Genomic DNA, 15,625 nt, shown 5'->3' with positions numbered 1-15,625 from the left:
GCAGAGGAGGGCTTTCTTCAGGGCAAAAAAAGCCCCGCCAAATTGGCGGGGTTGAGGTACGAGCGTGGCGCTCGGAAAACATGGAACGCGACTGGCCCTCCGGTGAAGGAGGGCCGGCCGGTGTTACAGCAGGATGGTGCGGATGTCCGCCAGCAGGTCGCTCAGACGCTTGGTGAAGCGTGCAGCAGCGGCGCCGTTGATCACACGGTGATCGTAGGACAGCGACAGCGGCAGCATCAGTTTCGGCTGGAAGGCTTTGCCGTCCCAGACTGGCTGGATGGTTGCCTTGGAAACACCGAGGATCGCCACTTCCGGCGCGTTGACGATCGGCGTGAAGCCGGTGCCGCCAATGTGGCCGAGGCTGGAAATGGTGAAGCAAGCGCCTTGCATGTCGTCAGCGGTGAGCTTTTTGTCGCGGGCTTTGGCGGCCAGCGCAGCGGCTTCGGCTGCCAGTTGCAACAGGCTCTTCTGGTCGACGTTCTTGATGACCGGTACCAGCAGGCCTTCTGGGGTGTCGACGGCGAAGCCGATGTTCACGTACTTCTTGCGGATGATCGCCTTGCCGCTTGGCGCCAGCGAACTGTTGAAGTCCGGCAGTTCCTTGAGCAGGTGCGCGCAGGATTTGAGCAGCAGCGGCAGGATGGTCAGCTTGACGCCAGCCTTCTCTGCAACGGCTTTCTGAGCGATACGGAACGCTTCCAGCTCGGTGATATCAGCCGAGTCGAACTGAGTCACGTGAGGAATGTTCAGCCAGCTGCGATGCAGGCTGGACGCGCCGATTTGCATCAAGCGAGTCATCGGCACTTCTTCGATTTCGCCGAAACGGCTGAAGTCCACGACTGGAATCGGCGGAATGCCCGCGCCGCCAGTTGCGCCGCCAGCGGCCGGTGCTTCCTTGGCCTTTTGCATCATGGCTTTGACGTAAACCTGCACGTCTTCTTTCAGCACACGACCGTGCGGGCCACTTGGGCTGACCGCGCTCAGCTCGACGCCGAACTCACGGGCCAGTTGACGCACCGCAGGACCTGCGTGAACCTTCGCGCCCGGCTTGGCCGGTGCAGCAGCAGGTGCAGCAGGTGCCGGAGCAGCAGGTGCTGCGGCGGCTGGCGCAGGCGCGCTAGGTGCAGCAGCGGCTGGAGCCGGAGCCGCAGCAGGTGCCGCGCCTTTGACTTTCAGCTTCAGGATCAGGTCGCCGGTACCGACTTCGTCATCCAGCTTGATGGAAACGCTTTCCACCACGCCAGCGGCAGGCGATGGAATTTCCATGCTCGCCTTGTCGGATTCCAGGGTGATCAGCGACTGGTCGGCGGTGACGGTATCGCCAGCCTTGACCAGCACTTCGATGATCTTGGCCTTGCCCGCAGAACCGATGTCCGGGACGTGAATGTCCTGAACCGTGTCGGCAACCGGAGCCGCCGGAGCCGCAGCGGCTGGCGCCGGAGCAACGGCAGCAGGCGCAGCAGCCTGGGCTGGCGCGGCCGCGGCCGGTGCAGCAGCACCCGCCACTTCCAGGTCCAGAATCAGGTCGCCGGTGCCGACTTCGTCGTTGAGCTTGACGCTGATGGCCTTGACCACGCCAGCGGCAGGCGATGGAATTTCCATGCTCGCCTTGTCGGATTCCAGGGTGATCAGCGACTGATCAGCCGCGACGGTGTCGCCGACCTTGACCTGGATCTCGATGATCTGGGCCTTGCCCGCCGAACCGATGTCCGGCACGTGTACTTGCTGAACGCTGGCAGCTGCAGCAGGCGTTGCGGCTGGAGCGGCCGGCGCTTTCGCGGCGGCAGGTGCAGGTGCAGCCTTGGCAGCCGGCGCAGCGGCAGCCGCAGGGGCCGCAGCGGCGGCACCTTCGACTTCCAGCTCCAGCAGTTCGTCGCCTTCTTTCAGGCGATCGCCCAGCTTCACTTTCAGGCTCTTGATGATCCCGGCCTTCGGCGCAGGCACTTCCATGCTCGCCTTGTCCGACTCAAGTGTCAGGATGCTCTGGTCGGCTTCGATGCGGTCGCCGACCTTCACAAACAGTTCAATTACTTCACCTTCACCGCTGCCGATGTCAGGTACGCGAATGAGTTCGCTCACAGAGTGTCTCCTCAGCAGTCCAGTGGGTTGCGTTTTTCCGGGTTGATACCGAACTTGGCGATGGCTTCAGACACCACCTTAGGTTCGATATCGCCACGGTCAGCCAGAGCTTCCAGGGCTGCCAACACCACGAAATGACGATCGACTTCGAAGAAGTGACGCAGCTTCTTGCGGCTGTCACTGCGGCCGAAACCATCGGTGCCCAGGACTTTGAATTCCTTGGACGGGACCCACTGACGAATTTGCTCAGCGAACAGCTTCATGTAGTCGGTAGACGCAATGACCGGACCTTTACGGCCGTTCAGGCACTCTTCGACGTAGCTCAGTTTAGGCTTTTGGCCCGGGTGCAGACGGTTGCTGCGCTCGACGGCCAGGCCATCGCGACGCAGTTCGTTGAAGCTGGTAACGCTCCACACGTCAGCGCCGACGTTGAACTGTTCACGCAGGATCTTCGCCGCTTCACGGACTTCACGCAGGATGGTGCCGGAGCCCATCAGCTGAACGTGGTGCGCCGCTTCGCGGGTGTCTTCCTCGAGCAGGTACATGCCCTTGATGATGCCTTCCTCTACACCGGCCGGCATGGCTGGTTGCTGGTAGGACTCGTTCATCACGGTGATGTAGTAGAAAACGTCCTGCTGCTCTTCGGTCATCTTCTTCATGCCGTCCTGAATGATCACCGCCAGCTCGTAGCCGTAGGTTGGATCAAAGGTGCGGCAGTTCGGGATGGTGGCAGCCAGGATGTGGCTGTGACCGTCTTCGTGTTGCAGGCCTTCGCCGTTCAGCGTGGTCCGGCCGGCGGTGCCGCCGATCAGGAAGCCACGGGTGCGGCTGTCGCCGGCGGCCCAGGCGAGGTCGCCGATACGCTGGAAGCCGAACATCGAGTAGAAGATGTAGAACGGCAGCATTGGCTGGTTGTGGCTGGAGTACGAAGTACCGGCAGCGATGAAGGAGCTCATGGCGCCCGCTTCGTTGATGCCTTCTTCGAGGATCTGGCCCTTCTTGTCTTCTTTGTAGAACATCACCTGATCTTTATCGACTGGCTCGTAGAGCTGGCCGACGGAGGAGTAGATGCCCAACTGACGGAACATGCCTTCCATACCGAAGGTACGGGCTTCGTCCGGGATGATCGGGACGATGCGCGGACCGATTTCCTTGTCCTTGACCAGTTGCGCGAGGATCCGCACGAAGGCCATGGTGGTGGAAATTTCACGGTCGCCCGAGCCGTCCAGGATCGCCTTGAGGGTATCGAGCGACGGAGTCGGCACGCTGAAGCTCTGCGCGCGACGCTGTGGAACGAAACCGCCCAGGGCAGTGCGGCGCTCGCTCAGGTAGCGGGCTTCGGCGCTGTTGGGTTCCGGCTTGAAGAACGGCAGGTTTTCCAGCTCTTCGTCTTTGACCGGAATGTCGAAGCGATCACGGAACAACTTCAGGCTGTCGACATCGACTTTCTTGGTGTTGTGCGCAGTGTTTTTCGCTTCGCCGGCACCGGTGCCATAACCTTTGATGGTTTTGGCCAGGATGACGGTTGGTTGTTCTTTGTGGTTGACCGCTTCGTGGTACGCCGCGTAGACCTTGTACGGGTCGTGGCCGCCACGGTTGAGTTTCCAGATCTCGTCGTCGGACAAGTCTGCAACCATCGCCTTGAGTTCCGGCGAGTTGAAGAAGTGTTCACGCACGAACGCGCCGTCTTTGGCTTTGTAGTTCTGGTACTCGCCGTCGATGACTTCGTCCATGCGACGTTGCAGGATACCGTCGACGTCTTTGGCCAGCAGTGGGTCCCAGAAACGGCCCCAGATGACTTTGGTCACGTTCCACTGAGCACCGCGGAATACGCCTTCGAGTTCCTGGATGATCTTGCCGTTGCCGCGAACCGGGCCATCAAGGCGCTGCAGGTTGCAGTTAATGACGAAGATCAGGTTGTCGAGCTTCTCGCGGCCAGCCAGCGAGATGGCGCCCAGGGATTCTGGTTCGTCGCACTCGCCGTCGCCCAGGAAACACCAGACTTTTTGCTTGCCTTCCGGGATGAAACCACGGGCTTCCAGGTACTTCATGAAGCGTGCCTGGTAGATCGCCTGGATCGGGCCCAGACCCATGGATACAGTCGGGAACTGCCAGAAATCAGGCATCAGCCATGGGTGCGGGTAGGACGAGAGGCCCTGACCGTCCACTTCCTGGCGGAAGTTGTTCATCTGGTCTTCGGTGATGCGGCCTTCCATGAATGCGCGGGCGTAAACGCCTGGCGAGGTGTGGCCCTGGAAGTAGATCAGGTCGCCGCCGTGTTCGTCGGTCGGGGCCTGGAAGAAGTAGTTGAAGCCGATGTCATACAGGGTCGCACTGGAAGCGAAGCTGGAGATGTGACCACCCAGGTCAGAATCTTTCAGGTTCGTACGCATTACCATGGCCATCGCGTTCCAGCGTACCAACGAGCGAATGCGGCGTTCCATGAACAGGTCGCCAGGCATGCGTGCTTCGTGGGTAACGGGGATCGTGTTGCGGTAAGGCGTGGTGATGGCGTAAGGGAGCTGCGAGCCGCTACGGGTCGCGAGTTCGCCCATACGGGTCATCAGATAGTGAGCACGGTCTTCGCCTTCTTTGTCGAGAACCGATTCCAGGGCGTCCAGCCATTCCTGGGTTTCGACGGGATCGAGGTCTTGCATGGCTTGCTCCAGGGCGGAAAGGCTTCCAGAATCGGTTGCCTGAGTTTGCGACTGGCCTTGTGGGCAGACGATATAAATTCTTGGATTGCCGAGAGGTATGTTCCGGCGGCGTGTAGTTTTACTACAAATCATCGGGCATTTCAGCCTTTCGAATGTATAGACGAGTAGTAAAACTACAGAAGATTGGCTTGTGGCCTCCGGCTGCGTTGTGAGAATAATCGTTAAGGTTGGTCTTTTGCCAACCAAAAAAGGTGAAGGCTTGATGATCGCTGCCAAAAATAAACAAAATTCAGCTATTTCTAACCTTTGTTCGACAGTCAGTCAGGTAGCGTATTTTCACGAATCACTACACGCAGCCCTTCACACGCCGATCAAGGATAGACCATGAGCCTCCCTTCGCTTGCCGAACTGCCCGACGTACTCCTGCCCTTCGTCACCCGTGCCGAGCAGTCGTTCCGTACGGCCGTCGCGGTGCTTCCCGACGATCATGGCCTGTCTGCCTGGACGCCTGAGCGCTGGGCGCAATTTGCCCGCGTCACCGCCGCCAGCGACTTTGTCATTGAACAGAGTCTGCGTGACCCTTTGATGTTGCTGGAGCTGGTGCAGTCCGGCGAGCTGGACCGCGCCTTTGCGCCGGGCGAGTTGTGCGCACAGATTGCGAGGGCGGTGAGCACCGCCGAAACCGACGACCAACTTGGTCGCGCCCTGCGTCGCCAGCGCGCACGCCAGCAAGTGCGGATTATCTGGCGCGACCTGACTCGCCAGGCCGATCTGATCCAGAGCTGTCGCGACCTCTCGGACATGGCCGATGCCAGTATCGATCAGGCCTATCAGTGGTTGTATCAGCGCCATTGCCAGCAGTTCGGCACGCCCACCGGGCGACGTAGCGGCGAGCCGCAGCAGATGGTCATCCTCGGCATGGGCAAGCTCGGCGCTGTGGAGCTGAATCTGTCGTCGGACATCGACCTGATCTTCGCCTACCCCGAAGGCGGCGAAACGGTCGGCGTGAAACGGTCGCTGGATAACCAGGAATTTTTCATTCGTCTCGGTCAGCGGCTGATCAAAGCGCTGGACCCGATGACCGTCGACGGTTTCGTGTTCCGCGTCGACATGCGCTTGCGGCCTTACGGTTCGTCCGGCGCTTTGGTGCTGAGCTTCAATGCACTGGAACAGTATTACCAGGATCAGGGCCGCGACTGGGAGCGCTACGCGATGATCAAGTCGCGCGTGGTGGCTGGCGATCAAGTGGCGGGCGCGCAACTGCAAGAGATGCTGCGCCCGTTCGTTTACCGGCGTTACCTGGACTTCTCGGCCATTGAAGCGCTGCGCACCATGAAGCAGCTGATCCAGCAGGAAGTCCGGCGCAAGGGCATGGCCGACAACATCAAGCTGGGTTCCGGCGGCATTCGTGAAGTCGAATTTATCGCCCAGGCCTTTCAGTTGATTCACGGTGGCCGCGACCTGAGCCTGCAGCAACGTCCTCTATTAAAAGTACTGAGCACCCTCGAAGGCCAGGGTTACCTGCCGACGGCGGTGGTCAGCGAATTGCGCGAAGCCTACGAATTTCTGCGTTACACCGAACACGCGATCCAGGCGATTGCCGACCGTCAGACCCAGATGCTGCCAGATGGCCCGCAGGATCAGGCGCGCATTGCCTTTATGCTCGGGTTTGCCAACTGGACGGCGTTCCACGAACAACTGATGTACTGGCGTGGCCGGGTGGCCTGGCACTTTGCTCAGGTGATCGCCGATCCCGATGAAGAGGCCGGCACCGAGAGTGAAGTGGTGGTCGGCGGGGAATGGTTGCCGCTGTGGGAAGAGGCCCAGGACGAGGAGGCCGCGTGCCGTCAGTTGGAAGAGGGTGGTTTCGCCGACGCCTCCAAGGCGCTGAAAGCCTTGGCCAGTCTGCGCGGCAGTCCGCAATTGCGCGCCATGCAGCGCTTGGGGCGTGAACGCCTTGATGCTTTTATTCCGCGCTTGCTGGCTCAGGCTGTGGAACACGCCAATCCCGATCTGGTGTTGGAGCGGGTACTGCCGCTGGTGGAAGCCGTGGCGCGTCGTTCCGCCTATCTGGTGTTGCTGACCGAGAACCCCGGGGCCCTGCGCCGCTTGCTGACGCTATGCGCCGCGAGCCCGTGGATTGCTGAACAAATCACGCGCTTCCCGCTGCTGCTCGACGAATTGCTCAATGAAGGCCGTTTGTTCAAGCCACCGCTGGCGCCGGAACTGGCCGCCGAATTGCGCGAGCGTTTGACGCGGATTCCCGAAGACGACCTCGAACAGCAAATGGAAGCCCTGCGGCATTTCAAGCTGGCGCACCGCTTGCGCGTCGCCGCCTCGGAAATCGCCGGCAGCCTGCCCTTGATGAAGGTCAGTGATTACCTGACCTGGCTTGCCGAAGCGATCCTCGAACAAGTACTGGCCCTGGCCTGGCGCCAGACGGTGGCCAAGTACGGTACGCCGCTGCGCACCGACGGCAGCTTGTGCGACCCTGGTTTCATCATTGTCGGTTACGGGAAAGTCGGTGGTCTGGAATTGGGGCACAGTTCGGACCTGGATCTGGTGTTCATCCACGACGGCGATCCGCAGGCCGAAACCGACGGGCCGAAGCCTATCGACGGCGCACAGTTTTTTACCCGGCTCGGGCAACGCATCATTCATTTGCTGACGGCGCAGACCAACTCCGGCCAGCTGTATGAAGTGGACATGCGCCTGCGGCCGTCCGGTGCGTCCGGTTTGCTGGTGAGTTCCCTGGGGGCGTTTGCCCGGTATCAGGAAAACGAAGCCTGGACCTGGGAACATCAGGCGCTGGTACGGGCGCGGGTGCTGGTGGGCAGTCAGGATGTTGGCCAGGCATTCGAGAAGGTTCGCGCGGCGGTATTGGCCAAGCCGCGGGACCTGCCGACCTTGCGCCAGGAGGTCAGCGAGATGCGCGCCAAGATGCGCGATAATCTGGGCAGCAAGAGCACTGCGGCGGGCACGGCGGCAAATGCCTTCGAGGCCACGGCGCCGTTCGATCTCAAGCAGGATGCCGGAGGTATCGTCGATATTGAATTTATGGTGCAATACGCGGCTCTGGCATGGTCTGAAGCGCATCCGTCATTGCTGCGCTATACCGACAATATCCGCATTCTGGAAGGGCTGGAGGAGGTTGGGCTGATGCCCGCCGAAGACGCCAGCCTGTTGCGTGAAGCCTATAAGGCTTACCGCTCCGCCGCTCACCGGGAGGCCTTGCAGAAGGACGCCGGCGTGATACCGGGCGACCAGTTCGTGGATGAACGACGGCAGGTAATGCGGATCTGGCGCGAGCTGGGGTTAAGCTGAAACGGGATATTTGCAACACCTGATACCTCTGTGGGAGCGAGCCTGCTCGCGATGAGGCCGTCACATTCAACATTTATGCTGACTGTCAGGCCGCCATCGCGAGCAGGCTCGCTCCCACACTGGATCTGCGGTGTTTGGTAGATTGAGGCAGCTAAGCTGTATCGCATGGATGTGCACAAAAATTGATCCGACGAGCCCCAATCGGCTCGTCCAAATGACCTGACGGTTCACCCCGAAGGTGCTGGATTCTCGAGGCGGGGAGGCGTATGCCTCCCCGGCTCGTTTATGGAAACCACATGAAAATTCTGATCGTTGGGCCCAGTTGGGTCGGTGACATGGTGATGGCGCAGACACTTTTTCAGTGTCTAAAGCAGCGCCACCCGCAGTGCGAAATCGACGTGCTGGCCCCCGAGTGGAGCCGGCCGATTCTCGAGCGCATGCCCGAAGTACGCCAGGCCTTGAGCTTCCCGCTCGGCCACGGCGTGCTGGAACTGGCGACGCGTCGGCGCATCGGTAAATCCCTGGCCGGTCAGTACGACCAGGCCATCCTGCTGCCCAATTCCCTGAAGTCGGCGCTGGTACCATTTTTTGCCGGTATCCCGAAACGCACCGGCTGGCGCGGCGAGTTCCGCTACGGCCTGCTCAATGACGTGCGTACGCTCGACAAAGAGCGTTACCCGCTGATGATCGAGCGCTTCATGGCCATGGCCTTTGAGCCTGGCGCCGAGCTGCCGAAGCCGTATCCACGGCCGAGCCTGCAGATCGACCCGGTGACCCGCGACGGCGCACTGGCCAAATTCAGTCTGGCCCTCGACCGTCCGGTGTTGGCGCTGTGCCCCGGCGCCGAGTTCGGCGAGTCCAAGCGCTGGCCGTCCGAGCACTACGCCAAGGTCGCCGAAGCGAAGATCCGTGAAGGCTGGCAGGTCTGGCTGTTCGGCTCGAAAAACGATCACGCGGTGGGCGAAGACATTCGCGCGCGGCTGATTCCGGGTTTGCGTGAAGAGTCGGTGAACCTCAGTGGCGACACCTCCCTGGCCGAGGCCATCGATCTGCTGTCCTGCGCCGATGCGGTGGTCTCCAACGACTCCGGCCTGATGCACGTGGCCGCTGCGCTGAACCGCCCGCTGGTGGCGGTGTACGGCTCGACGTCGCCGGGTTTCACGCCACCATTGGCCGAGCATGTCGAAATCGTGCGCCTGGGCATCGAATGCAGTCCATGCTTCGATCGCACCTGCCGTTTCGGTCATTACAATTGCTTGCGCCAGCTCATGCCCAAAGCGGTGAACGAAGCCTTGCAGCGGTTGCTGGGCACTGTGGTCGAGGTCAAATAGTTTGCGGGTACTGTTGATCAAGACTTCTTCGCTGGGCGACGTGATTCACGCGCTGCCAGCGTTGACCGACGCGGCGCGGGCGATCCCCGGCATCACGTTCGACTGGGTGGTGGAAGAAGGTTTCGCCGAGATTCCGACCTGGCACCCGGCCGTGGGCAAGGTGATTCCGGTGGCGATCCGTCGCTGGCGCAAGAACATCTGGCAGACCATCAAGAGTGGCGAATGGAAGCGCTTCAAGCAAAGCATTCGCGCGACCAAATATGACTTGGTGATCGATGCCCAGGGCCTGCTGAAAAGCGCCTTGCTGACTCGCTACGCCAAAGCTCCGGTGGCTGGGCTGGACAAAAACTCAGCCCGCGAACCGATTGCCGCGCGTTTCTATTCCCGTCGTCTGGCCGTGGCCCGTGGGCAGCACGCGGTAGAGCGAGTGCGTCAGCTGTTCGCGGTGGCCCTGGGTTATGACCTGCCTAAAGGGCTGGGCGACTACGGCCTGAACGTCGAGCGACTGGTGGAGTTGCCGCGCAAGAATCCGTACGTGGTGTTTCTCCATGGCACCACCTGGGACACCAAGCACTGGCCCGAAGCCTATTGGCGCGAGCTGGCCGAGCGGGTGGGTTACCTCGGCGTGGCGGTGAAGCTGCCGTGGGGTAATCCGGTCGAAAAGGCCCGCGCCGAGCGCATAGCCAAAGACATGAAGCACGTCGAAGTGCTGCCCAAACTGAACCTGGCGGGTGTCGGCAAAGTCCTGGCCGGAGCGCAAGCCTGCGTGGCGGTGGACACCGGTCTCGGTCATCTGGCCGCGGCGCTGGACGTGCCGACCCTGTCGCTGTTCGGTCCGACCAACCCTGGCCTGACCGGCGCGTACGGCAAGTCGCAGATTCACATGGCCAGCGACTTCCCCTGCGCGCCGTGCCTGCAAAAGAAATGCACCTATCAACCGACGGCCGACGATGCCCGTCGGTTCGACCTGAAACGCGAGTGGCCCCTGTGCTTCACGCGTCTGAATCCCGAGCGTGTCGCGAGCCGACTGAGCACGTTGTTACTGGCTGAGGAGCTGCGCTGATGCAATTGGCATTTGTCCTGTACAAATATTTTCCGTTTGGTGGCTTGCAGCGCGATTTCATGCGCATCGCCCTCGAATGTCAGCAGCGCGGCCATCAGATTCGCGTCTACACGCTGATCTGGGAGGGCGATGTTCCACCGGGTTTCGAAGTGCTGGTGGCGCCGGTCAAGGCGCTCTTCAATCATCGGCGCAATGAGAAACTCACCGAGTGGATGGAGGCCGATCTGGCCAAGCGTCCGGTGGATCGCTTGATCGGTTTCAACAAAATGCCGGGCCTGGACGTTTACTACGCCGCCGACGGCTGCTTCGAAGACAAGGCACAAAACCTGCGCAACTCGCTGTACCGTCGCTGGGGTCGCTACCGGCACTTCGCCGAGTACGAGCGCGCGGTGTTCGCCAAGGATGCCAAGACCCAAGTGCTGATGATTTCCGAAGTGCAGCAGCCGCTGTTCATCAAACATTACGACACGCCGCTTGCGCGCTTCCATTTACTGCCGCCGGGTATCTCTCAGGACCGTCGCGCGCCGACCAATGCCGCCGAGATCCGTGCCGAGTTTCGTCGCGAGTTCAGCCTGAAAGATGATGAACTGCTGCTGGTGCAGATCGGCTCCGGGTTCAAGACCAAAGGCGTGGACCGCAGCCTCAAGGCGCTGGCCGCCTTGCCCGCCGAGCTGAAAAAACGTACCCGACTATTTGTAATTGGCCAGGACGACCCCAAAGTATTCCAGTTGCAGAGCGCCACATTGGGGCTCGGCGACAACGTGCAGTTCCTCAAGGGTCGCAGCGATATCCCGCGTTTCCTGCTCGGTGCCGATCTGTTGATCCATCCGGCGTACAACGAAAACACCGGGACGGTGCTGCTTGAAGCCGTGGTGGCTGGCTTGCCGGTGCTGGTGAGCGCGGTGTGCGGGTACGCTCATTACATCGCCGAGGCCGACGCCGGCCTGGTGCTGGACGAGCCCTTCGATCAGGCGCAACTGACGCAGTACCTGACCGGCATGTTGAATGACGCAAATGCACGGGCGGCCTGGAGCCGCAACGGTCTGGCCTTCGCCGCGACGGCCGACCTCTACAGCATGCCGCAGCACGCGGCCGATGTGATTCTGGCGGAGCACGCTTAATGAAGTTGATGCTGGCTGAACCGTTCAAGAGCCTCTGGGCCGGACGCGATCCGTTCGCCGAAGTCGAGGGCCTCAAGGGCGAGGTGTACCGCGAGCTTGAAGCGCGTCGGACACTGCGTACTGAAGTGGACGGTCACGGGTTCTTCGTGAAGATCCATCGTGGCATCGGCTGGGGCGAGATCTTCAAAAACCTGCTGACCGCCAAGTTGCCAGTGCTGGGCGCGGGCCAGGAATGGAAGGCCATCCAGCGCCTGCAAGAAGTCGGTGTGCCGACCATGACCGCTGTGGCTTACGGCGAAAAGGGCAGCAATCCGGCAGACCAGCATTCGTTCATCGTCACTGAAGAGCTGGCGCCCACCGTCAGCCTCGAAGACTTCAGCATCGACTGGGTCAAGCAGCCGCCCGAGCCCAAACTCAAGCGCGCCTTGATCGCCGAAGTCGCGCGCATGACCGGCATGATGCACCGCGCCGGGGTCAACCACCGCGACTGCTACATCTGCCACTTCCTGCTGCACACCGACAAGCCGGTGACAGCCGACGACTTCAAGCTGTCGGTGATCGATCTGCACCGTGCCCAGACCCGTCCGACGATTACCCAACGCTGGCGCAACAAGGACCTGGCGGCGCTGTATTTTTCGGCGCTGGACATCGGCCTGACCCGTCGCGACAAATTGCGTTTCCTCAAGGGCTACTTCCAGCAGCCCTTGCGCCAGATTCTGGCTGAAGAAGCGGGGCTGCTGGCATGGCTCGAAGGCAAGGCCAACAAGCTCTACGAGCGTAAGCAGCGATACGGGGATGCGCTCTGATGTCGGGTTGGACACTGGAACCTGCTTACAGCGATCTGGCAGAAGACTTCGGCAGCCTTGACGCGGTGTTCGCGCTCAAGGGCGAGCGACTGACCCACGATCCACTGTCGGAGGTCATTCGCGTCCAGCGCAACGGCGTCAACTATTACGTCAAGCGCTACGTCGGCGCCGGCAAAGGCCTGCGCCGTTACCTGGGCAAGCCGCGGGTGAAGGCCGAGTGGCAGAACCTCAAGCGTTTCGCCAAATGGGGCATTCCCACCGCCGAAGTTGTGGCCTGGGGACTGGAGCGGCGCGGCGTGGCATATGACCGAGGGGCAATGATCACACGCGAACTGCCTCATACCGAAGATTTGTCGGCCCTGGCTGACCGGCGTGATCCGAAACTGGCGGACCGCGCCTGGGTCGACAACATCAGTCGACAGCTGGCGGGCTATACCCGGACCATGCACGATCACCGTTTTACCCATAACGATTTGAAGTGGCGCAACCTGCTGATCGACGATGAGTCCCGGCTGTTTCTGATCGACTGCCCCAATGGTGATTTCTGGCGCGGCTTCTGGCTCAAGTACCGGATCACCAAAGACCTGGCTTGTCTGGACAAAGTTGCCAAATATCACCTGTCGGCCACCCAGCGCCTGCGCTTCTACCTGCAATACCGCCAATGTGCCCGGCTCGATGCCGCCGACAAGAAACGGATTCGGCACGTGGTGAGATTTTTCGAGGGCCGCGAATGACTGACTTTCTGGCTGCTGAAGACCGTGCGCTGCTTGAGCGTCATGGCCTCGGCACCTTCGACGCGCTCTGGGCCAAACAGCTTGAAGCCGTGGACGAACCCAACACCGGTCGGGGGGGCTGGAGCAGTGTGTTTCGGCTGGAACTGGAAGGTCATAGCTATTACCTCAAACGCCAGAGCAACTACCTGACACGCACATTGCATTCGCCCTTTGGCGAGCCGAGTTTTGCCCGCGAGTTTCGCAACATCAGTCGTTATCAGAAACTGGGTATACCGGCGCTGCAGGCAGCGTTTTTCGGTGAGCGCAAAGTCGACGGCGAAGTCCGGGCGATTCTGCTGACCCGTGCGCTGGACGGTTGGGATGACCTGGATTCGCTGTTGCAGCGCTGGTCCGACCTGAGCGCGGTGCAGCATTCGGCGATTCTGAAAGCCTGTGGGCAACTGGCGCGACGCCTGCACGAGGTGCATCAACTCCACGGCTGCTTCTATCCCAAGCATATTTTTCTTCAGGCGACCGGTGACGGCTATCAGGCTCGGTTGATCGATCTGGAAAAAACCCGCCCGCTGTTTTTTGGTCAGCGTGATCGGGTCAAGGACCTGGACCCGTTGCTGCGTCGGGCGCCGGAATGGAGCGAAAGTCAGCTGCGCGAGTTGTTGGCGGTTTATCTGAATCAGCCATTGAACCGTTCGGTGGTGGACAGTTGGGTATCGCGCCTGAGTGCGCGGCGCAGTCACAAGGAGGCGCGTTGATGCGTTTGTCCGAACTGAAAAATGCCGGCCGCAGCCCAAGCCTGCCGCTGAACATTCCACTGGCGGATGCCGCGGGGCCGGCAGAGTTGCAATTGCTGAGCCTGCTGCGGGTATTGCCGGGGCAACGTTATGTGGGCGCCGGGGTCTGGCGCGGCCGGCCGGTATTGGCCAAGTTGCTGGTCGGCGGCAAAGCGGCGCGGCACTTTCAGCGCGAACTGGACGGCGTGCGTTTGCTCGCTGCTCAAGGGCTGACTACGCCGTTGTTATTGGCTGATGGCCTGAAGGACGGCGAAGGCGGCTGGTTGTTGTTCGATTTACTTGAAGGCGCCGAGAGCCTGGGGGATGCCTGGAAACAGGTCGAACACTTGGCCGTGTTGGCGGATGAGCAATCAGCGGTGCTGGCTGAGGCCTTGGGCGCGATAGGTCATCTGCATAGCAAGGGGCTGTGGCAGGAAGACCTGCACCTGGACAACCTGCTGCGCCACGGCGGTCAGTTATATTTGATCGATGGCGCCGGGATCTGCGCCGAGACGGCTGGCAAGCCACTGTCACAGGACAAAGTTCTGGAAAACCTCGGGGTGTTTTTTGCCCAGTTGCCCAAATCGCTGGAACCCTTCACTGAAGAATTGCTGGTGTATTACCTGTTGAGCAACGGCGAACATGCCTTGCCCATGGAAGCGTTGCAGAAGCAGATCGACAAGGTCCGCCGCTGGCGTTTGAAGGACTTCCTGATCAAGGTCGGCCGCGAATGTACGTTGTTCAGCGTCCAGCGCGGAGCGTTCGGCTTGCGGGCGATTCGCCGCGAGGAAGAGGCCGCGATGTTGCCGGTGCTGGAGCAGGCCGATGCCTTGCTCGATCAGGGCCACCTGTACAAGACCGGCGGCGCGGCGAGTGTCGGCAAGGTCGACGTGGCCGGGCGCACATTGTTGGTCAAGCGTTACAACATCAAAGGCTTTGCTCACTGGCTCAAACGCTTCTGGCGCCCGAGCCGCGCCTGGCACTCATGGCGTGAAGGCAACCGTCTGGCTTTCCTGGGCATCGCCACGCCCAAGCCATTGGCGTTACTGGAGAAACGTTTTCTCTGGCTGCGCAGCCGGGCGTACCTGGTGACCGAGTATTTGCCGGGGCCGGACATCATCGAGCGGTTTGCGCCATACGTGGAAAGCGGCGAAGCGCCGCAAGCCGAGTTGCAGGCTCTGGATCACCTGTTCGCCGAGCTGATTCGCGAGCGGATCAGCCATGGCGATTTCAAGGGGCATAACCTGTTCTGGCAACAGGATCGCTGGGCGCTGATCGATCTGGATTCGATGTGTCAGCATGGCTCGATCAGTAGCTTTGCCCCGGCGTACGCGCGGGATCGGGCGCGATTCATGCGCAATTGGCCCGAGAGCAGTGCGCTGTATCAGGTGATTGATCAGCGTTTGCCCAAAGATATCTCCAGCGCTGCCTGAATCGGGGCTTCGCCCCTTTCGCGGGCAAGCCCGCTCCCACAGTGGTTCTCGGTCGTACACAAAATTTGTGTTCAACATAAACCTAATGTGGGAGCGGGCTTGCTCGCGAAGAGGCCGGAACTGTCAGCCGAGTCACTCGGTGAGGAAAGCCTTCGACACCGTTTCCTTGCCCTATGCGATTTACCGGCAGGCAATCGACAGCAATCTCAGGATTTACTGGCGCCCAGGTCGCGGATGAGCGACGGCGAGTGCGTGGGCTCGACGTCATCTTCACGGCGCTGATAAGGGCAGGGTCATTCCCGCCATGTTT

At 60.9% G+C, this 15,625-nt stretch carries 10 protein-coding genes; 8 read left to right on the top strand and 2 right to left on the bottom strand.

Features of this window, described 5'->3' with window-relative positions:
* Positions 1-123 precede the first annotated feature (123 nt).
* Both aceF and aceE read right to left on the bottom strand, forming a co-directional pair.
* A complete protein-coding gene (gene aceF, locus BK662_RS15225; RefSeq protein WP_123358736.1) occupies positions 124-2,079 on the bottom strand; it encodes a dihydrolipoyllysine-residue acetyltransferase in 1,956 nt (651 codons plus the stop codon).
* Positions 2,080-2,090: 11 nt separating this feature from the next.
* Positions 2,091-4,736: a pyruvate dehydrogenase (acetyl-transferring), homodimeric type gene (gene aceE / locus BK662_RS15220; protein ID WP_123358735.1), complete on the bottom strand. Its 2,646-nt coding sequence runs from the start codon at positions 4,734-4,736 to the stop codon at positions 2,091-2,093.
* Positions 4,737-5,120: 384 nt separating this feature from the next.
* On the opposite strand from aceE, the gene glnE reads away from it, so the two are divergent.
* The 8 genes from glnE (at position 5,121) to BK662_RS15175 (ending at position 15,315) form a co-directional block, all read left to right on the top strand.
* Complete coding sequence (gene glnE / locus BK662_RS15215) at positions 5,121-8,060, top strand: bifunctional [glutamate--ammonia ligase]-adenylyl-L-tyrosine phosphorylase/[glutamate--ammonia-ligase] adenylyltransferase (protein ID WP_123358734.1); 2,940 nt, start codon at positions 5,121-5,123, stop codon at positions 8,058-8,060.
* A gap of 296 nt (positions 8,061-8,356) precedes the next feature.
* Positions 8,357-9,391 carry a lipopolysaccharide heptosyltransferase II gene (waaF, locus tag BK662_RS15205; protein WP_123358732.1) on the top strand — a complete coding sequence of 345 codons (1,035 nt, stop codon included), beginning with the start codon at positions 8,357-8,359 and terminating at the stop codon, positions 9,389-9,391.
* A 1-nt stretch (position 9,392) separates the two neighbouring features.
* Positions 9,393-10,454, top strand: coding sequence for a lipopolysaccharide heptosyltransferase I (waaC, locus tag BK662_RS15200; RefSeq protein ID WP_052965121.1), 1,062 nt, complete (start codon positions 9,393-9,395; stop codon positions 10,452-10,454).
* Positions 10,454-11,575, top strand: coding sequence for a glycosyltransferase family 4 protein (locus BK662_RS15195; RefSeq protein ID WP_123358731.1), 1,122 nt, complete (start codon positions 10,454-10,456; stop codon positions 11,573-11,575). Before waaC ends, BK662_RS15195 begins: the two co-directional genes overlap by 1 nt.
* Positions 11,575-12,381 (top strand): lipopolysaccharide core heptose(I) kinase RfaP, encoded by an 807-nt coding sequence (gene rfaP / locus BK662_RS15190; protein WP_123358730.1) that lies wholly within the window; start codon positions 11,575-11,577, stop codon positions 12,379-12,381. Before BK662_RS15195 ends, rfaP begins: the two co-directional genes overlap by 1 nt.
* Entirely contained in the window at positions 12,381-13,115 is a 735-nt protein-coding gene (locus tag BK662_RS15185) for a lipopolysaccharide kinase InaA family protein (protein ID WP_123358729.1), read from the top strand. The genes rfaP and BK662_RS15185 overlap by 1 nt, the downstream gene beginning before the upstream one ends.
* Entirely contained in the window at positions 13,112-13,864 is a 753-nt protein-coding gene (locus BK662_RS15180) for a lipopolysaccharide kinase InaA family protein (protein WP_123358728.1), read from the top strand. The genes BK662_RS15185 and BK662_RS15180 overlap by 4 nt, the downstream gene beginning before the upstream one ends.
* On the top strand, positions 13,864-15,315 hold the full coding sequence (locus BK662_RS15175; protein ID WP_123358727.1) for a lipopolysaccharide kinase InaA family protein: 1,452 nt from the start codon (positions 13,864-13,866) through the stop codon (positions 15,313-15,315). The genes BK662_RS15180 and BK662_RS15175 overlap by 1 nt, the downstream gene beginning before the upstream one ends.
* Positions 15,316-15,625: the final 310 nt, after the last annotated feature.

Source organism: Pseudomonas frederiksbergensis, from assembly GCF_003732275.1.
GTDB classification, from domain to species: Bacteria; Pseudomonadota; Gammaproteobacteria; order Pseudomonadales; family Pseudomonadaceae; genus Aquipseudomonas; species Aquipseudomonas frederiksbergensis_H.
This window is presented reverse-complemented; position numbering and strand designations above follow the sequence as displayed.

Bases quoted from the DNA above. Each gene is read 5' to 3' on its own strand.
- aceE (WP_123358735.1), bottom strand. From the start codon at position 4,736: ATGCAAGACCTCGATCCCGTCGAAACCCAGGAATGGCTGGACGCCCTG.
- glnE (WP_123358734.1), top strand. From the start codon at position 5,121: ATGAGCCTCCCTTCGCTTGCCGAACTGCCCGACGTACTCCTGCCCTTC.
- waaF (WP_123358732.1), top strand. From the start codon at position 8,357: ATGAAAATTCTGATCGTTGGGCCCAGTTGGGTCGGTGACATGGTGATG.
- BK662_RS15195 (WP_123358731.1), top strand. From the start codon at position 10,454: ATGCAATTGGCATTTGTCCTGTACAAATATTTTCCGTTTGGTGGCTTG.
- rfaP (WP_123358730.1), top strand. From the start codon at position 11,575: ATGAAGTTGATGCTGGCTGAACCGTTCAAGAGCCTCTGGGCCGGACGC.
- BK662_RS15185 (WP_123358729.1), top strand. From the start codon at position 12,381: ATGTCGGGTTGGACACTGGAACCTGCTTACAGCGATCTGGCAGAAGAC.
- BK662_RS15180 (WP_123358728.1), top strand. From the start codon at position 13,112: ATGACTGACTTTCTGGCTGCTGAAGACCGTGCGCTGCTTGAGCGTCAT.
- BK662_RS15175 (WP_123358727.1), top strand. From the start codon at position 13,864: ATGCGTTTGTCCGAACTGAAAAATGCCGGCCGCAGCCCAAGCCTGCCG.